Raw genomic sequence first — 16433 nt, 5'->3', positions numbered from 1 at the left:
GGGCTGAGTGACACCCTCACCCATCCGGACCGCGACATGCGCCTGCGGTCGCGTTGAACTTGAAGCGATCGGCAAACCGATCGTGAGCGCCGTCTGCTATTGCGACGATTGCCAGAAGGGCGCCCGTCAGATCGAAGCTTTGCCGAATGCGGTCATTGTGGCTGATCCCGATGGCGGCACCCCCTACATCCTTTATCGCAAGGACCGCATCGCCTGCACCAAAGGCGCGGACCTGCTGAAAAGCTATAAGCTCAAGGAAATGTCGGCCACGAACCGGGTTGTCGCGACGTGCTGCAATTCGGCAATGTTCGTAAATTTCGACAGAGGCCCGTTCTGGGTCACGGCCTATCGCGCGCGATTTCACGGCGACGTCTCGCCGCTGCAACTTCGGATCTGCACGAAGTTCAAGCCAGCCGGCACCGTGCTTCCCCGCGACGTGCCGAGCGCCGAGCGCTATCCGCCATTACTGGTCATCAAACTCCTCGCAGCGCGCGTGGCGATGTTGCTGGGGCGATAGACAGGGATTTCAGGTCGGGGCATTTTGATTTTGACAACTGAGCCGCCGGCTCTAGTGCCGACATTGGTGCTGGAGGATGGCACCGCCATCGGTGAGGTGCCCGCCATCATGCGTTATCTCGACGAAGCCTTCCCGGAAAAGCCGCTGCTGGGCGCAACGGCGAAAGAAAAGGGCGTCATCGCCATGTGGGAGCGGGATGGAACTCGAAGGCTTCGCCGCCGTCATGGAAGCCGTGCGCAACGCCGTGGCTGGCCTGAAAGGTAAGGCTTTGGCCGGGCCGCATGCCTATGAGCAGATTCCCGAACTGGCCGAGCGCAGCCGGCAGCGGGTCTTGGATTTCTATGCCGATCTCGACACGCGGCTGGGCGAAGTATCCTTCGTGGCGGGCGAGAATTTCTCCGCCGCCGACATCACCGCGCTAGTGGCGGTCGATTTCGCCAATGGCGCTCTCAAAATGGGAATTCCGGAACAAGCGATCAACGTGGCGCGCTGGTACGAGGCCGTATCGAAACGCCCGAGTGCCGCCGCCTAAGCGGCATATGCATCGGCCCGTCGTTCTTCAAGCAACGGTAGGTGCCGTTGATAATGTCTCAATAAGAATCCGAGCGAACTCTTCTGGCCTTTCCAGCGAAGCAATATGGCCCGCGTCCTTGAGGACGAGCATCTTTGCGTGTTTGATCCGAGCGAGGTTTGCTTCGCGCTCGGCCGCCCGTGACCAATCATGATCGCCATAGACCAGCGTGACCGGGACGTCGATCTGAGCGTAATAGGCTCTCGCCGCGACATAGCTCGGAAGGCCTCTATAAACAGCACGCGCAACGCTTGAATAACCCGGCCGTTTCCCGCCCTTCGCCAGTTCGTCAATAAAGTCCGACGGCATGCGGCGCGGGTCGTAGAAACCACCTTTCAAAATACCGGCGAGAGTGGCCGGGCTTTCCATGGCGGCGAAAACCGGCCCGATAAGCGGCACGCGCACGCTCTTGATAATGACCGACGCGAGGAGATTCGCCCGCTCCACACCCGGCAGATAGTCATAAGGATTGAAGGCAACGACCTGTTTCACGCGGTCGCCGAGCACCGCTGCCGTCGTCAGTGCCAGTGTGGCGCCCAACGACTCGCCGACCAGCGTGACGTCGCGCAAGTCGAGCCGTTCGATGAAATCCACGACATGCTGTCTCATCGCCGGCTCCCGATAGTCGGCTCCCGGCACGATTTCCGACCAGCCAAACCCCGGATAGTCGAACGTGTAAACGGTGAAGTGATCGATGAGCCTTGGGATCACCCGTTGATACAAGTCGAGCTGCGTACGGATCGAGTGCAGCAGGACTAGCGCCGGGCCTTGACCCGCCTGCAGATAGCGGACCTTCGGCCCGGTGGGCTTTAACGACAGAAACTCAGGTTTCTGATCCGGCCACCAGTGGCGCGTATAATCGAATCCATTTTGGTCAACCATGATCACCCTCGCATTTTCACGCGCTCTGCTGACGGCAGAGCGCCAGATGTGATCAAAATGAGTGAAGGAGATAGACGGCATAGATCACTACGATAACCAAATCGATGATTACGATTGGGCGCATGCCGGCGGTATGTGGCTTATTCCAATCGGCTACGATCAAGCCGACCAGCCCAGCCTTCTCGATGCCGGCAGCCAGCATCAACGGAGCACGAAGCTCTGGATGCCAAGCAGCGTAGATCAAGAGCGCTCCCAGGCTCGACGCCAGCATACTCCAATGCCGCGTCAGCAGGCCTCCGACCCCATCGGGCGCGTCGACCCCGAACAAGAGTCTGGGCCCGCGCGTCGGCAGTAGAAGCACAAGAATCGGCACCAATGTAAAAACGCCGCTGACCAATAGAACGGTGCGAATGTGGTCGACGATGATCACGGTAATTCTCCAAATCAAGCCGGCGGCGCGGCGTTCCTATGAATGGGCTTGAGAGATCAAGGGAAAGCGCGTCGCATGAATTGCTCGAACAACGTGTCCGGCAGCCAGCCTTTCAAGCGCGGTATCCAGCGGGCGAGCGCGCCGACGCGGTAGCGCGGCGCCGGCGCTCGGGCGTGCACTGCCTGCACGACGGCGGCGGCCACATCCTCCGGCCGGGTGCGGCTGGTGAGGGCGTCGCGGCGCATGCGTTGGACCAACTCGGCTCGCCGCTGGGCGAAGGGGTTGTCGGCCGCGCTGACTTCCCGGATCGATTGATCATGAGGGCCGGAGGCAACCGGGCTCGGACTGACGGTGCAGGCATACAGGCCGAGCGGCAGTAGCTCCTGCCGCAGCGACTCGGTGTAGCCTTCGAGAGCGAACTTGCTGGCCGAGTAGGCTGCGTTCATCGGAAGGCCAACCTCGCCCCCGATCGAGCTGATATTGATGATACGCCCCGACCGTTGCTCGAGCATGCGCGGCAGCACGGCCTGGACCATCCGCGCCGCGCCGAGAAAATTCGTGTCCAGCTGGTCCATGAAGTCATGCCAAGGGGTTTCGAACACGGCGCCATACAGGTCGTAGCCGGCGTTGTTGACCAGCACATCGATGCGGCCTTCGCGCCGTAGCAGTCCGTGCACACAAGCTTCGACCGATGCGGCGCTCGTAACGTCGAGAGTCAGTACCTGTACGCCATCCTGTTGCCCGCTCTCGACTTGGGCGCGCTGGGTCACGTAAACGCGATGGCCACGTTCGTGGAGCTGCGCCGCGATCGCCGCGCCGATGCCGCGGGTGCCCCCTGTGACGAGTATGACTAGCGATTCGTTCTTCAAAGTCCGGCTCCTTCGGCACGAAGTTGCTCGCGTGTTACAGTGCGTCCAAAAGGAATCGATGGCCCGCGTGGTTTTCCGCGGGCCGTGACCATTGAGCGGCGATGCTCTTCAGACGCGAAGCTGGTCGTCTCTCTTCAGCAGCACCGACCGTTTCTGGATGGGCTGAGGGCATTGGTCTAAGGGACGTAAATCGCCGGAGGGCCTCTCCGGCAGCAAGAAGTTATAAGTGTTAACTAAGCCGCAAAATCCACGATGTCAACAGCGTTAACATCCCTTCATGAACAAGTCGTCTGATTCTCCCGCCGCCGGGCGATATCACCACGGAGACCTGCGACGCGCCCTGCTTGAGGCAGCGGCGCGGGCGCCGGACATTGAGAACATCTCGCTCCGCGAGCTGGCTGCGGGGCTGGGCGTCAGTGCCGCTGCGGTGTACCGCCATTTTGACAGCCGCGAGGCCTTGCTGGCGGAGCTGGCCGCCGTCGGGATCGCTCAACTCCAGCAGCACTTTGCCATCGCGTTCGACCTTCACGCGCCGGCCGCCGACGCACGGGAGGCGATCGCGCGCCTGCACCAACTGGGCGTGGCCTATCTCCGCTTTGCCGATGAGCAGCCTGCCATGTGGCGCCTGATCTTTGGTACGTACGCAGTGCAGACTCGTGCCGACGCTTTGCGATCGGGCGCGCCGACCGCCTATTCATACCTGCCGGCAGCCTTACAGGGGCTATACAGAACCGGCGTCATTGCGGCGCCACCGGAGCCGGGCGACTTGCTGTTCGCGTGGAGCACCATCCACGGCGCAGCAGCACTGCGGGTGGGGAACGTAGCCGCAGCTCAGGGCGAGGTGGAGAGGGTTGGGGCCGAGATGGTGCAGCGTATCTTGCGCGGAATAGGCGCCGCACATCCGTCGTCCTGAGCACGGCAGGGTCCCCTCACCAGCGCCAGACATTCGCGCGTGAAGTCGTCGACCACACACCTGGACTCGGAAACGGAAACACGGTGTAGTTTACTGCCAAAACTACGCTGTCGCCGCGCTTACCCTCTCACTCCCACTCAATCGTCCCCGGCGGCTTGCTCGTCACGTCATACACAACCCGGTTGATGCCGCGCACTTCGTTGATGATGCGCGTTGCGGCGCGGCCGAGGAAATTCATGTCGTAGTGGAAAAAGTCCGCCGTCATGCCGTCGGTCGATGTCACGGCGCGTAGGGCGCAGACGAAATCGTAGGTGCGGCCGTCGCCCATGACGCCGACGCTTTTCACCGGCAGCAGCACGGCGAAAGCCTGCCAGATCTTGTCGTAAAGCCCGGCCTTGCGGATTTCGTCGAGATAGATCGCGTCGGCCTTGCGCAGGATCGCGAGCTTTTCCGCCGTCACGCCGCCCGGCAGGCGGATCGCGAGCCCCGGTCCCGGAAACGGATGCCGGCCGACGAAAACCTCCGGCAGGCCGAGTTCGCGGCCGAGCGCGCGCACTTCATCCTTGAAGAGTTCGCGCAGCGGCTCGACGAGTTTCATCTTCATCCGCGCCGGCAGGCCGCCGACATTATGATGCGACTTGATCGTGACGCTCGGGCCGCCCTGGAACGAGACGCTTTCGATCACATCGGGATAGAGCGTGCCCTGCGCGAGAAAGTCCGGCGCGCCACGGCCATCGGCGGCGATTTTCTTCGCCTCCGCGTCGAAGACATCGATGAACAGCTTGCCGATGATCTTGCGCTTCTCTTCCGGCTCCTGCACGCCATCGAGCGCTGTCAGGAACGTCTCGCTCGCATCGACATGGACGAGCGGGATGTTGTAATGGCCGCGAAACAGCGAGACGACCTGCTCGGCTTCGCCTTCGCGCAACAAACCATGATCGACGAAGACACAGGTGAGCCTGTCACCGATCGCCTCGTGGATCAGCAGCGCCGCGACGGATGAATCCACGCCGCCGGAAAGCGCGCATAGGACCCGCGCATCCCCGACCTGCGCGCGGATCGCCTTGATCGCCTCGGCGCGGAAGGCCTTCATCGTCCAGTCCCGGCGAAAACCGGCAATCTTAAACAGGAAATTTCCGATGAGCTGCGGCCCCTCGGGCGTGTGATGCACCTCGGGATGGAATTGCAGTCCGTAGAAGCGGCGCGCTTCATCTGCGATGACGCAAACGGGCGCATTGGGCGAGTTTCCGATGCTCTGGAAGCCAGGCGGCAGTTTCGTCACGCGGTCGCCATGGCTCATCCAGACAATGTGGCGGCCCTGCTCCCAGACGCCCTCAAGCAGCGGCGATTCCGCAATTGCCTCGACCTCCGCGCGTCCATATTCGCCGTGATGGCCGCCCTGCACCTCGCCGCCAAGCTGCGCCGCCATGAGCTGCTCGCCGTAGCAGATGCCAAGGATCGGCACGCCAGCCTCGAAGATTGCTTGCGGCAAACGGGGCGAACCTTCCTCAAGCACCGACGCCGGGCCGCCGGACAGGATCACCGCCTTGGGCTTTAAAGCCGCGAACGCGGCCTCCGCCTTCTGATAGGGCGCGATCTCGCAATAGACCCCTGCCTCACGCACGCGGCGGGCGATCAATTGGGTGACCTGCGAACCGAAATCGACAATCAGCACTTTGTCGTGGTGGGTGACGATGTCGTGGTGGAAAGGATCTTCGGCCATTGAGATTTATTGTGCTCCTGCCGGCAAAAATTCGAATTAAGAGATTGCACCCCGCGGCGCAAGGAAGCGCGAAGCTTTACCTGAATGCTTTCCAACGCATTTGAACGGTCTGGTTGAAGGCCGGGCAATCCCTCTGCGCTAGTCTTTCGCTATGCGTACAACGGCATAGCTGAGGCTAAGATGGAACGTGTGGTCCGGGTTTTCGACCCGCAGCGGCAAATGCCGGTCGCGATCCGTCTTGCCGACATTCCGAGCCTCTTTTCCGAAGGCGTGGAGCCGGACGCCGCCGATCAGCAAAGCCCTAGCCTGGAAGCTGTCAAATCGCGGGTCGGCCAAATCCTGCGGCACATGCAGATGCCCCGCACATTCACGACTCCCGTCGCAAACTCGCAATAAAAAATCCGTCCGTGCCGCCGGTCAGCGGCGAAAGCCGCAGGCCGTCGCCTTGCGCAAATTCTGCGAGTTGGGGTAGCTCGGCGGCCTCGACCACCTCTAGCGCGCTGCTGGCCGCGAAATCTTCGTGGCGCGTCAGAAAGGCCGTGATGCGGTCTTCGTTCTCGTCGAGCAGCAGCGAGCAGGTCACATAGACGATCCGGCAGCCGGGTTTCACGAACCGCGCGGCCGTGTCCAGCACTTCATCTTGCTCTTTGATCCGCTGTTCGAGCGCGCCGGGCCGGATGCGCCATTTGGCATCCGGGTTACGCCGCCAGGTGCCCGTGCCCGTACAGGGCGCATCGACCAGCACAAGATCGCAGCGGCCTTCGAGATCGGCCAGCACATCCTGCCCGCGGCGCGGCGTCCTGATCTGCACGTTGCGGGTGGCGGCCCGCTCCAGCCGGGCGTAGAGCGGCGCGAGACGGCGCGCCTCGCTGTCGGTTGCGTAGATCTGGCCGCGATTGTCCATCGCCGCCGCCAGCGCGAGCGTCTTGCCGCCGCCGCCGGCGCAAAGGTCGAGCACCTGTTCGCCCGGCTGCGCCGCGCAAAGCAACGCTGCGAGCTGCGAGCCTTCGTCCTGAATTTCGACAAGCCCTTTGACATAAGCCGGCTCGCCAGCAAGCGAGGGCGAGCGGCCGTCGTCGCTCAAAGGCAGGCGCAGGCCGAGCGGCGAGAGCGGTGTCGGCTGGGCGTTGAGATGCGCGAGGGCCGCCAGCGCCTTCTCCCGCGTCGCCTTGAGGCGGTTTACCCGTAAATCAAGCGGCGCGCGGGTCGCGAGCGCCGCGCCCTCCGCCGCTGCGCTGTCACCGAAGGCGGCAGTGAAAGCCGGCGCCAGCCATTCGGGATAATTGCCGCGCACATGATCCGGCGCGCCATCGAGCATGGCTGTTTCAAGCCGCGTGCGCTGGTCATCCGACAAAGGCGCAGGCGAATGACCCTCGCCATTACAGAGCGCGGCAATCTCATCCGGCGAAAGGCCGCGCATTTCGCGCAAGCTGCCGACGACGATTGCGCGCGGCGTCTCCACGCCCATGATCCAGGCGGCGGAGGCACGGCAGCGCAAGGCATCGAAGACGAGCGAGGCTAGCGCGGCGCGATCTTTCGACCCGGCGAAGCGATGCGAAAGGCCCCAATCCTTCAACGCATCCGCAGCCGGGCGATGACGCGTCTCAATGTCGGATAAAATCTCGATCGCCGCCGCGATCCGGGCGCCAGGGGTCATACGCCGGTCGGGTAATTGGGGCTCTCGCGGGTGATCGTCACGTCATGGACGTGGCTCTCGCGCAGGCCGGCGGCGGAAACTTTGACGAAGGTCGCGCGCTTCTGAAAATCTTCGATATTCGCCGCGCCGACATAACCCATCGCGGCGCGCAGACCGCCCGCCAATTGATGCAGAATGGCGCCCGCCGGACCGCGATAAGGAACTTGTCCTTCAATGCCTTCCGGCACGAGCTTCAAGCTATCCTTGATGTCCTGCTGGAAATAGCGGTCGGCCGAGCCGCGCGCCATCGCGCCCACCGAGCCCATGCCGCGATAGGATTTAAACGAGCGGCCCTGCAGCAGATAGACTTCGCCGGGACTCTCATCGGTGCCGGCGAGCAGCGAGCCGATCATGGCGCATTCGGCGCCGGCCGCGATCGCCTTGGCGAGATCGCCGGAATATTTGATGCCGCCGTCGGCGATGACCGGGATGTTGCGCTCCCGCGCGACTTCGACGGAATCGAGGATGGCTGTGAGCTGCGGCACGCCGACGCCCGCGACGATCCGGGTTGTGCAGATCGAACCCGGACCGATGCCGACCTTCACGGCATCCGCGCCCGCATCGATGAGCGCCTTGGTGCCGTCGCCGGTTGCGACATTGCCAGCAATGATGGCGACCTTGTTCGAAATACGCTTGATCCGCGCCACCTGGTCGAGGACCGATTGCGAATGGCCGTGTGCGGTATCGACGACAATAGCGTCCACACCCGCATCGATCAGCGCCAGGGCGCGATCATAGCCTTTGTCGCCGACGGTCGAGGCTGCGGCGACGCGCAGGCGGCCTTCGGCATCCTTGCTGGCATTCGGATGCTGCGTCGCCTTTTCGATGTCCTTGACCGTTAAAAGACCAACGCAGCGCCCTTCCTCATCGATAACGACGAGCTTTTCCAGCCGGTGCTGATGCAAGAGACGGCGCGCTTCGTCCTGAGGCACGCCTTCCGTAACAGTGATGACCTTCTTGGTCATGAGCTCGGACACCGGCTGATTAGGATTGTCGGCAAAACGGACGTCGCGATTGGTCAGGATGCCAACAAGCCGCGCCGGTATTCCGATCGGTCCGTGCTCGACGACGGGAATGCCGGAAATGCCGTGCCGCTTCATCAGCGCCAGCGCGTCGGCCAGCGTCGCATCGGGGACGATGGTGATCGGGTTAACCACCATGCCGCTCTCGTAGCGCTTGACCTTGCGGACCTCTTCGGCTTGCGCCTCGGGTTCCATATTGCGGTGAATGACGCCGATGCCGCCCGCCTGAGCCAAGGCGATGGCGAGCCGGGCTTCGGTAACGGTATCCATGGCAGCGGAAATGATCGGCAGGCTCAGCGTGATTTCGGGGGTAAGCCGCGTCCTGAGGTCAGCATTGCTCGGCAGGATTTCGGAATGCCCCGGCAGGAGCAGGACGTCGTCAAACGTCAAGGCTTCCTTGATAACCCCACGCTGCAATGCCGCCATAGCCAACTCCCGACAGCGCCGCAGGGCGCCAAATGAAAAAACGGCCGCGACTCGATAGCGATGCGCGGCGGACCCAAGTTGGCAGCGGCTCTTAGCACGCCACTGCCGCAGTGCAAAGGAAACAGGAGCGCAGGAGGGAAAGCCGCCGCGCTCACGGCTTAGAAATAGGGAGAAGATGTGGAAAACCCAAGTCGGCGGCGGCTCTATGAATTTCAGCCGGGTGCGTTTAGATGACAAAAATCACGACTGCCGCCTCATGAAAGATGTCCCTTGCCGCGCTATGGCCTGACGGCGTTCATCGTCGCGTGCGCCCTTTTCATGGAAAACCTCGACGGCACGGTGATCTCGACATCGCTGCCGGCGATCGCGGCCGATCTGCATCAGGACCCCATTTCTCTCAAACTTGCCCTGACCTCCTATCTGCTTTCGCTGGCGATCTTCATCCCGGCGAGCGGCTGGGCGGCGGACCGGTTCGGCGCCCGCACCATCTTCCGGACGGCGATTGTCGTCTTCACGCTCGGTTCGATTTTCTGTGGTTTCTCCAGCACGCTCTGGCAATTCGTTTTGGCGCGAATTGTCCAGGGTGTGGGCGGGGCCATGATGGTACCCGTCGGCCGGCTCGTTCTGTTACGGACCGTGCCGAAGTCGGAGGTCATCAACGCCCTCGCGTATCTGACGATTCCGGCCCTGCTCGGGCCGCTATTCGGGCCACTCGTCGGCGGCTTCATCACGACATACTTCCACTGGCGCTGGATCTTCTTCATCAACGTGCCGATCGGGGCGATCGGGATCGTACTCGTCAGCCTGCACATCAAGAACCTGCGCGGCGACTATTGGCCACTCGACGTATCGGGTTTCCTGCTATCCGGCACGGGTCTCGCTACACTGATTTTCGGCATGACTCTCTTCGGGCGCAGCATCGTCAGTCTTGAGACCGTGCTCGCGCTGATGGGCTTCGGAGCGCTCCTGCTCGTTGTCTATTATTTTCATGCGCGCCGCGCAAAATTCCCGATTCTCGATCTCAGTCTGTTGAAAGTACCGACCTTCCGCGCCTCGCTCACCGGCGGCTCGCTGTTTCGCGTCGGCGTCGGCGCGACGCCGCTGCTCCTGCCCTTGATGTTGCAGATCGGCTTCGGTCTGAATGCGTTCCAATCCGGCAGCATCACCTTCATCACGTCAATCGGCGCGATTGCCATGAAAACGACGGCCGCGCCCATCCTGCGCACGTTCGGCTTCCGTCACGTTCTCCTGTTCAATTCAGTTCTGAGCGCCACCATTCTCGGCTGCTATGGATTTTTCACGCCCGCGACGCCGCACGTCCTGATGATGGGGCTCCTGCTCTTCGGCGGTTTCTTTCGTTCGCTGGAGTTCACGTCAATCAACGCGATAACCTATGCCGATATCGACCACAGCACGATGAGCCGTGCGACAAGCTTTTCCTCAGTCGTTCAGCAATTATCACTGAGCGTCGGCATTACGATCGGCGCTTTCGTACTGCAAACCTCGGAAGCCATTCACCATACAGCGCATGTCACGGCGGCGGATTTCCGCTGGGCCTTTCTCGGCATCGCTTTGATCTCGGCAAGCTCGGTGCTGGTGTTCCGCACGCTGCCCGCGAATGCCGGAATCGATCTCGCCGGGTCGCGGCAGAAGAAGAAACCCGACCCGGAGAAGGAATTCGCGGAAGCGGAAGAGACAGAAGGCTAGTCCGCGCGTCCGCGAAAGCCTGTCGCGAGCACATAAAGCTCGGACGAATCCGCCCGGCTTGCCTTGGGCTTGACGTGCCTGACCTCAGTGAACTGCCGCTTGAGCGTCGCAAGCAGACTGGTCTCCGTGCCGCCCTGCAGAACCTTGGCGAGAAAGGCGCCTCCCGGTGCCAAAATCTCGGCGGCAAAATCGGCGGCAAGCTCGACCAGCCCGACGATCCGCAAATGATCTGTCTTGCGATGGCCGGTAGTGTTCCCGGCCATATCGGAGAGCACCACGTCGGCGGGACCGCCAAGCCAATCGGTCAGGATCTGCGGCGCTTCCGGAATAAGGAAATCAAGCTGACGAAAATCGACGCCCGGAATCGTTTCGACCGGCAGAAGATCGATGCCGAAGACTTTGCCGGCGCCGTCCGTCGCGCCGACCTTGGCGGCGGCGACCTGCGACCAGCCACCCGGCGCTGCGCCAAGATCGACGACTTTCTGCCCACGCTTGAGGATGTGGTAACGCGAGTCGATCTCGACGAGCTTAAAAGCGGCGCGAGAGCGATAGCCTTCGGCCTTGGCGCGCGCGACATAGGGATCGTTGAGTTGGCGCTCGAGCCAAAGCGTCGAAGCGAGCGAACGCTTGCGTGCCGTTTTCACTCGCGTCTTGAGCGACGCGCGACCGGTGCCAGACGGCTCTTTCGCATTCATCGCGAGGATCGAGCCTGTTCGGTGTCCATCAATTGCAACAGGATACCTTCCCGTAGACCACGATCGGCAATGCGGACGCGGCGCGCCGGAAAGGCGCGGCGGATCGCTTCCAATATGGCGCAGCCCGCGAGTACAAGATCGGCGCGCTCCACGCCAATACAGCCATTGGCGGCGCGTTCGGCATAAGACATATGTCGCAGCCGCTTGACCGTCGTATCGATCTCGGCGTCCGACATCCAGAGCCCGTCAACGCGGCGCCGGTCATAGCGTGCGAGGTTCAGAAAAATGCCGCCGATCGTCGTGACCGTGCCTGACGTGCCGAGCAGGTGAAACCGGCCGCAACGTTGATAAGGCAGCGATTGCGCAACGAACTCCTCGAGCCCGGCCGCAACATGCGCAACCATCGCCTCGAAGGTCGCATGAGAGACATCGACGCCGCCGAACTTTTCGGCGAGCGTCACCACGCCAAGCTTCAGCGAAACCCAGAAACGGATTCTGTCGTGACCTGCGCCCGCGGAATCGTGTGTCTGACGCCCCAGCCAGATGACCTCCGACGAGCCGCCGCCGATATCGAAAAGGACCACGGATTCTGCCTCGGCATCCGCCAAAGCCGCACAGCCCGTCGCGGCGAGACGTGCTTCCGTCTGACGATCAATAATCTCTAATTCCAGGCCGAGCGTTTCGCGGGCGCGGTCTATGAATTCCTGACCGTTTTCCGCCATCCGGCAAGCTTCCGTCGCGATCAACCGTGCGCGGGTTACATGCCGGGCTTCCATTTTTGCACGGCAGATTGCCAGCGCCTCCAACGTACGCTGGATGGCCGATTCCGCGAGGCGGCCCGTCTGCGAAACCCCTTCGCCAAGCCGCACAATACGGGAAAAGGAATCGACGATCCTGAAACTTGCGGTGCCGGCACCAGAATAAGACGGTCGGGCAATCAGCAATCGGCAATTGTTGGTGCCGAGATCGAGCGCGGCAAAAGTCGGCGGCGACGGCGGAAGCTCATCAATTCGCGGCTGCGGCCGCGCGGCGGGATCGAGAGTGGCCCGACCCATGGAGGCGCTCATGATTTCAGCCGGCTCGGTCCCCCGCGCCGACAACGCGGCGTCTTCAAAATTGTTAAGGCTCGGCATTTCGCCCCAAATTCTTTCGGCGCCCTGGATAGATAGAAATGCCGATCCGCCGAAGACCATCGTCATCATCGGCCGAAACGCTATCTGCTCAAACAGTTATACGCCCGCTGATAGCAGCATAAGCAAAGGCGAGCTACGGGTCCACCGTCATTCGCGAGGCGCGATCGGGGCAACAAAAGGTCATTTCCGAGGCGCCCACAGGAAAGTGAACGATTCCACCACGGAATTTTGCCGCCGCCCAGAGCCGCCGCATCGGGTCACAATCACCTGTGATTCTTTTTCTTGCCATGCGATTTGGGTTTCGCGTGCGGCTTCGTCTTTTCGTGCGCCGGACTCGCGCGACCGTGCTTGGCGTGCTTCGGCGCCTTCGCCGCGCTATGTTTGGCGTGGCTCGCGGGCTTTTCATGCTTCTGCCGCTTCGGCGCGCTTTCTTTCTTCGCGGAATGCTCTTTCTTCGACGGACGTTTAGGCGGCAGAGGCGCATTCGAGGGTTTTGGCGGGGAGGCGATAATGGCGGGTTGTGGCATCGGCGGCACGCCGATGACCCTCACGGCTGGCGCGGGTGCAGGTGCAACGGCGGGCGCGGGAGGCGAATTGGCCGCGAGTGCCGGACGCAGGGCCTTCGAAAAGCCTAGAGAAAGCGCCGCCGGGACTGGCAAAAGACCAGAGCCGCCCGGGCTCGGCGGCAGCAGATTTTCGAATTCGACGGGACGCTGCGGCAACAGATCGGCCGCAGACGGCGGTGGCGGATAGGACGGATCGTCGAAAGTCAGGACCGGCTGGTCGAGACTCTCGAGTTCGATTTCGTTCGGACCGGGAAGACCGCTGAACGGATAGGGGTCGAAACGCGGCGGCGGATCGAGCGGTGCCGCCAGTCCGGCAAGCCGGCGTCTTGCATCCGGAAAATGCGGCCCGCGCGGATAGCGTCGCATGTAGGTCCAGATCGCCTGCGGTGTTCCCGCGTCGAGGGCAGCCTGCCAAGTCAGCGCCTCACGCCGGGCGGCGAGCAGCGCGCGAATACGCAAGGTCAGCGGATCGTTCGGAAAGGCGGCGCAAAATCCGGTGTAAGCCTCAAGCGTATCGCTCTGGATCGCCTGAAGATAAGCTTTCGCGGCTGTCAAACCCGCGAAGGATGAGGAGGAAGCGAGGGGCCGCAACGGCGGCGCCGTTTTATCCCGAGTATAAAGCGCGAATGGCGCGACAAGGTGCCCTTCGTTCCAGGGCACGATAATGCCGTTGCTGAGATCATTCGCGCGCAGTCGCGCTGCGACGAAGGCCTCCGGGACGTCGAAGCCTTGCCGGAGCATTTCGACAAGCGCCTGCGCATAAATTCCGTAAGGCCCCGGCTCATCCGGCGACACGGCACCCGGCGCTTCGTTGAAAGCATAGATATTATTCGCCGCTGCGTGTTCGATCCCCAACCCACTGGCGAAGGGGGCGCCCTCGGTCGCGAAATGCAAAATCCGCGCGCCGTCGAGAACAAAGATACGTGCGGCAGCCGGGGCTGCGGCGAGTTTGTCGAAATAATCCGAGAGCCGCACCGCCGCGAGCGGGACATCGGCTTCACGCTGCACGAAGCCGTCGACGGGCACGAAGTAATTTTGTCCTGCGAACTGCATCCCGCGACCCGCGAGATAGATAAAAATGACCGCGTTCGGCCCCGCCTGCTCTGCCTTGCCGACGAAATCGTGCAGCGCCTTGCGCAAGTCGGCGCCGTCGAGGTCGGCCCCTTCGGTCACGGCGAACCCTGTTTCCTTGAGCGCCCCGGCGACAAGGCCCGCGTCGTTCACCGGCGTCAGCAGCGGCGCAATTTTGTAATGCGCTTCGCCGATGACGAGCGCCAACCGCGGCTGTGAGCCGTCTGCAGTCGCGCGCGCGGGAAATAGCGACGCCATCACAAAGCAGAAAACAGCGCCCAGAAAGCAGAAAATAGCGCCAAATCTATACATCGAAAGCCTCAAAGGACGCTCTTTTCCGTGACCGAAACGCGGACCGAACCCCGGGGCACGAGGCCGCAGCGCCATGCCTCATCAAAACTCGCATACCGCACTTGAATGTCGCCCCGCTTGATGACAAGAGAGCGGCGATCGTCCTCCAGCCCCGTATCTCCATGTCGCGATTTGTCACTCTCGCCGCGCGGGGCCGTAGCGCGCTGCCCAACATCTTCGATTTGATCGCTTTCGCGCTGATTTTCGGCGTCTTTATCGCAATTGTCCACGGCTCGCGGGGCATGACGCTGCCGCTCCAGGCGCCGCAATCCACGAACATTTCGCTCGATTACGCCAACCTGCCCTATTACGCGCTGCGCACGACCTTGCGAATGTTCGCGGCGATGATCGCCTCGCTCATCTTCACATTCACCTATGCCACGTTCGCGGCCAAGAGCCGGCGCGCCGAACGGTTCATGATCCCCCTGCTCGACGTGCTGCAATCGGTGCCGATCCTCGGTTTTCTGTCCTTTACGGTGACCTTTTTCCTCGGTCTGTTCCCCGGCTCGATACTGGGCGCGGAATGCGCGGCGATCTTCGCGATTTTTACGAGTCAGGCCTGGAACATGGCCTTCTCTTTCTTTCAATCGCTACGCACGGTTCCGAAAGAATTGAGCGAGGTGGCGGACAGCTTCCGGCTGTCGCCCTGGCAGAAGTTCTGGCAGCTCGAAACGCCTTTCGCGATGCCCGGCCTCATCTGGAACATGATGGTATCCATGTCCGGCGGCTGGTTCTTCGTCGTCGCGTCGGAGGCGATATCGGTCGGTAATACGACGATTACGCTGCCCGGCGTCGGCTCCTATCTCGCATTGGCGATCGACCATAAACGGATCGATGCCGTTGTCGCGGCTATCGTCGTGATGCTCGTCGTCATCATCGCTTACGACCAATTGCTCTTCCGGCCGTTGGTGGCCTTCGGCGGCCGCTTCCGTTTCGAACTTTCCGCGTCGCAGGAAGAAGAACGTTCCTGGGTTATTCAGCTTTTTCGTCGCACCAAATGGCTGCGGACCGTGACCGATGTACCGGCGCACATTTTCCAGAACATTGCGCTTTGGCGGCTCGATCTGCCGATCAAAACCGATCTTAGCCCGCAAGCCAGCGAATGGCGCGAACGCATCCTCGATTTCGTCTCCATCGTCCTCGGCGGCGCGGCTGGCATTTACACGCTCTGGCTTGTCATCCATTTCGTCGCAAACTCGCTTACACCGACGGACATCTTGCACGCCTTTGTGCTGACCTGTTTCACTTTGATCCGCGTGCTGCTTCTGATCCTGCTCGCATCGCTCGTCTGGGTGCCTCTGGGCATTTTGATCGGGCTTAATCCACGGCTGGCGGAACGCGTTCAGCCTCTGACGCAGTTCCTCGCCGCCTTCCCGGCGAACGTCCTTTTCCCGATTGCCGTCGTGCTGATCGTCCGTTGGGCGCTCAATCCTGACATCTGGCTGAGCTTCCTCATCGTCTTCGGCACGCAATGGTACATTCTGTTCAATGTCGTCGGCGGTGCGAGTGCTTTCCCGAATGATCTGCGCGAAGCGGCAGCGGCCTTTCACGTCCGCGGTTGGGACTGGTGGACGAAGGTGATGCTGCCCGCCGTGTTCCCCTATTATGTCACCGGCGCGCTGACGGCTTCGGGGGGCTCGTGGAACGCGGCCATCGTTGCCGAATATGTCAAATGGGGCAAAGAAACCGTGACGGCGCACGGCATCGGCGCTTATATCGCCAAGGCAACGGAAGCCGGCGATTATCCGCGCATCGTGCTCGGCGTCGCCATGATGTCGATTTTCGTCATTTGTCTGAATCGCTTTTTCTGGCGTCCGCTCTCGCGCTTTGCCGAGCGGCGCCTGCAGCTTTCGTGAGGCCT

The 16433-nt window shown here is 62.0% G+C and carries 15 protein-coding genes; 6 read left to right on the top strand and 9 right to left on the bottom strand.

Features of this window, described 5'->3' with window-relative positions; genetic code table 11:
* Positions 1 to 7: 7 nt before the first annotated feature.
* Together WDN02_RS14320 and WDN02_RS14315 are read left to right on the top strand one after the other, a co-directional pair.
* A complete protein-coding gene (locus tag WDN02_RS14320; RefSeq protein ID WP_337294136.1) occupies positions 8 to 517 on the top strand; it encodes a hypothetical protein in 510 nt (169 codons plus the stop codon).
* Positions 518 to 713: 196 nt separating this feature from the next.
* A complete protein-coding gene (locus WDN02_RS14315) occupies positions 714 to 1049 on the top strand; it encodes a glutathione S-transferase C-terminal domain-containing protein (RefSeq protein WP_337294135.1) in 336 nt (111 codons plus the stop codon).
* A 27-nt stretch (positions 1050 to 1076) separates the two neighbouring features.
* Here WDN02_RS14315 and WDN02_RS14310 read toward each other — a convergent pair whose 3' ends face one another.
* The 3 genes from WDN02_RS14310 to WDN02_RS14300 are packed head-to-tail and all read right to left on the bottom strand — an operon-like array spanning position 1077 to position 3269.
* Positions 1077 to 1970, bottom strand: a complete 894-nt coding sequence (locus tag WDN02_RS14310) for an alpha/beta hydrolase (protein ID WP_337294134.1) — start codon at positions 1968 to 1970, stop codon at positions 1077 to 1079.
* Positions 1971 to 2022: 52 nt separating this feature from the next.
* Positions 2023 to 2400: a hypothetical protein gene (locus tag WDN02_RS14305; protein ID WP_337294133.1), complete on the bottom strand. Its 378-nt coding sequence runs from the start codon at positions 2398 to 2400 to the stop codon at positions 2023 to 2025.
* 56 nt (positions 2401 to 2456) lie between these two features.
* Positions 2457 to 3269: an SDR family oxidoreductase gene (locus WDN02_RS14300; protein ID WP_337294132.1), complete on the bottom strand. Its 813-nt coding sequence runs from the start codon at positions 3267 to 3269 to the stop codon at positions 2457 to 2459.
* 277 nt (positions 3270 to 3546) lie between these two features.
* Here WDN02_RS14300 and WDN02_RS14295 point away from each other — a divergent pair, with 277 nt between their 5' ends.
* Positions 3547 to 4182 carry a TetR/AcrR family transcriptional regulator gene (locus WDN02_RS14295; protein ID WP_337294131.1) on the top strand — a complete coding sequence of 212 codons (636 nt, stop codon included), beginning with the start codon at positions 3547 to 3549 and terminating at the stop codon, positions 4180 to 4182.
* A 127-nt stretch (positions 4183 to 4309) separates the two neighbouring features.
* Here the strand turns inward: WDN02_RS14295 and guaA are convergent, their stop codons facing one another.
* Complete coding sequence (gene guaA / locus WDN02_RS14290) at positions 4310 to 5905, bottom strand: glutamine-hydrolyzing GMP synthase (RefSeq protein WP_337294130.1); 1596 nt, start codon at positions 5903 to 5905, stop codon at positions 4310 to 4312.
* A gap of 180 nt (positions 5906 to 6085) precedes the next feature.
* On the opposite strand from guaA, the gene WDN02_RS14285 reads away from it, so the two are divergent.
* A complete protein-coding gene (locus WDN02_RS14285) occupies positions 6086 to 6301 on the top strand; it encodes a hypothetical protein (RefSeq protein WP_337294129.1) in 216 nt (71 codons plus the stop codon).
* Here WDN02_RS14285 and WDN02_RS14280 read toward each other — a convergent pair.
* Together WDN02_RS14280 and guaB are read right to left on the bottom strand one after the other, a co-directional pair.
* Complete coding sequence (locus WDN02_RS14280; RefSeq protein ID WP_337294128.1) at positions 6273 to 7562, bottom strand: RsmB/NOP family class I SAM-dependent RNA methyltransferase; 1290 nt, start codon at positions 7560 to 7562, stop codon at positions 6273 to 6275. The genes WDN02_RS14285 and WDN02_RS14280 overlap by 29 nt on opposite strands.
* A complete protein-coding gene (gene guaB, locus WDN02_RS14275) occupies positions 7559 to 9049 on the bottom strand; it encodes an IMP dehydrogenase (RefSeq protein ID WP_337294127.1) in 1491 nt (496 codons plus the stop codon). Before guaB ends, WDN02_RS14280 begins: the two co-directional genes overlap by 4 nt.
* A 270-nt stretch (positions 9050 to 9319) precedes the next feature.
* Here guaB and WDN02_RS14270 point away from each other — a divergent pair, with 270 nt between their 5' ends.
* Positions 9320 to 10756 (top strand): MFS transporter, encoded by a 1437-nt coding sequence (locus WDN02_RS14270; RefSeq protein WP_337294126.1) that lies wholly within the window; start codon positions 9320 to 9322, stop codon positions 10754 to 10756.
* Here WDN02_RS14270 and WDN02_RS14265 read toward each other — a convergent pair.
* The 3 genes from WDN02_RS14265 to WDN02_RS14255 form a co-directional block, all read right to left on the bottom strand.
* A complete protein-coding gene (locus WDN02_RS14265; protein WP_337294125.1) occupies positions 10753 to 11451 on the bottom strand; it encodes an RlmE family RNA methyltransferase in 699 nt (232 codons plus the stop codon). The genes WDN02_RS14270 and WDN02_RS14265 overlap by 4 nt on opposite strands.
* The gene (locus WDN02_RS14260; RefSeq protein ID WP_337294124.1) at positions 11448 to 12506 is read right to left on the bottom strand and encodes a Ppx/GppA phosphatase family protein; all 1059 of its coding nucleotides are present in this window, start codon (positions 12504 to 12506) and stop codon (positions 11448 to 11450) included. Before WDN02_RS14260 ends, WDN02_RS14265 begins: the two co-directional genes overlap by 4 nt.
* Positions 12507 to 12847: 341 nt before the next feature.
* On the bottom strand, positions 12848 to 14533 hold the full coding sequence (locus WDN02_RS14255; protein ID WP_337294123.1) for a caspase family protein: 1686 nt from the start codon (positions 14531 to 14533) through the stop codon (positions 12848 to 12850).
* A gap of 161 nt (positions 14534 to 14694) precedes the next feature.
* Between WDN02_RS14255 and WDN02_RS14250 the strand changes: the two genes are divergently transcribed.
* Complete coding sequence (locus WDN02_RS14250) at positions 14695 to 16428, top strand: ABC transporter permease subunit (RefSeq protein ID WP_337294949.1); 1734 nt, start codon at positions 14695 to 14697, stop codon at positions 16426 to 16428.
* Positions 16429 to 16433: the final 5 nt, after the last annotated feature.

It is taken from the genome of Methylovirgula sp., assembly GCF_037200945.1.
Taxonomy (GTDB): domain Bacteria; phylum Pseudomonadota; class Alphaproteobacteria; order Rhizobiales; family Beijerinckiaceae; genus Methylovirgula.
Note: the sequence above shows the minus strand (reverse complement) of the source record. Positions and strands in the feature narration are given on the sequence as shown.

Bases quoted from the DNA above. Each gene is read 5' to 3' on its own strand.
- WDN02_RS14260 (WP_337294124.1), bottom strand. From the start codon at position 12,506: ATGGGTCGGGCCACTCTCGATCCCGCCGCGCGGCCGCAGCCGCGAATT.
- WDN02_RS14285 (WP_337294129.1), top strand. From the start codon at position 6,086: ATGGAACGTGTGGTCCGGGTTTTCGACCCGCAGCGGCAAATGCCGGTC.
- WDN02_RS14255 (WP_337294123.1), bottom strand. From the start codon at position 14,533: ATGTATAGATTTGGCGCTATTTTCTGCTTTCTGGGCGCTGTTTTCTGC.
- WDN02_RS14265 (WP_337294125.1), bottom strand. From the start codon at position 11,451: ATGAATGCGAAAGAGCCGTCTGGCACCGGTCGCGCGTCGCTCAAGACG.
- WDN02_RS14310 (WP_337294134.1), bottom strand. From the start codon at position 1,970: ATGGTTGACCAAAATGGATTCGATTATACGCGCCACTGGTGGCCGGAT.
- guaB (WP_337294127.1), bottom strand. From the start codon at position 9,049: ATGGCGGCATTGCAGCGTGGGGTTATCAAGGAAGCCTTGACGTTTGAC.
- guaA (WP_337294130.1), bottom strand. From the start codon at position 5,905: ATGGCCGAAGATCCTTTCCACCACGACATCGTCACCCACCACGACAAA.
- WDN02_RS14280 (WP_337294128.1), bottom strand. From the start codon at position 7,562: ATGACCCCTGGCGCCCGGATCGCGGCGGCGATCGAGATTTTATCCGAC.
- WDN02_RS14315 (WP_337294135.1), top strand. From the start codon at position 714: ATGGAACTCGAAGGCTTCGCCGCCGTCATGGAAGCCGTGCGCAACGCC.
- WDN02_RS14295 (WP_337294131.1), top strand. From the start codon at position 3,547: ATGAACAAGTCGTCTGATTCTCCCGCCGCCGGGCGATATCACCACGGA.
- WDN02_RS14250 (WP_337294949.1), top strand. From the start codon at position 14,695: ATGTCGCGATTTGTCACTCTCGCCGCGCGGGGCCGTAGCGCGCTGCCC.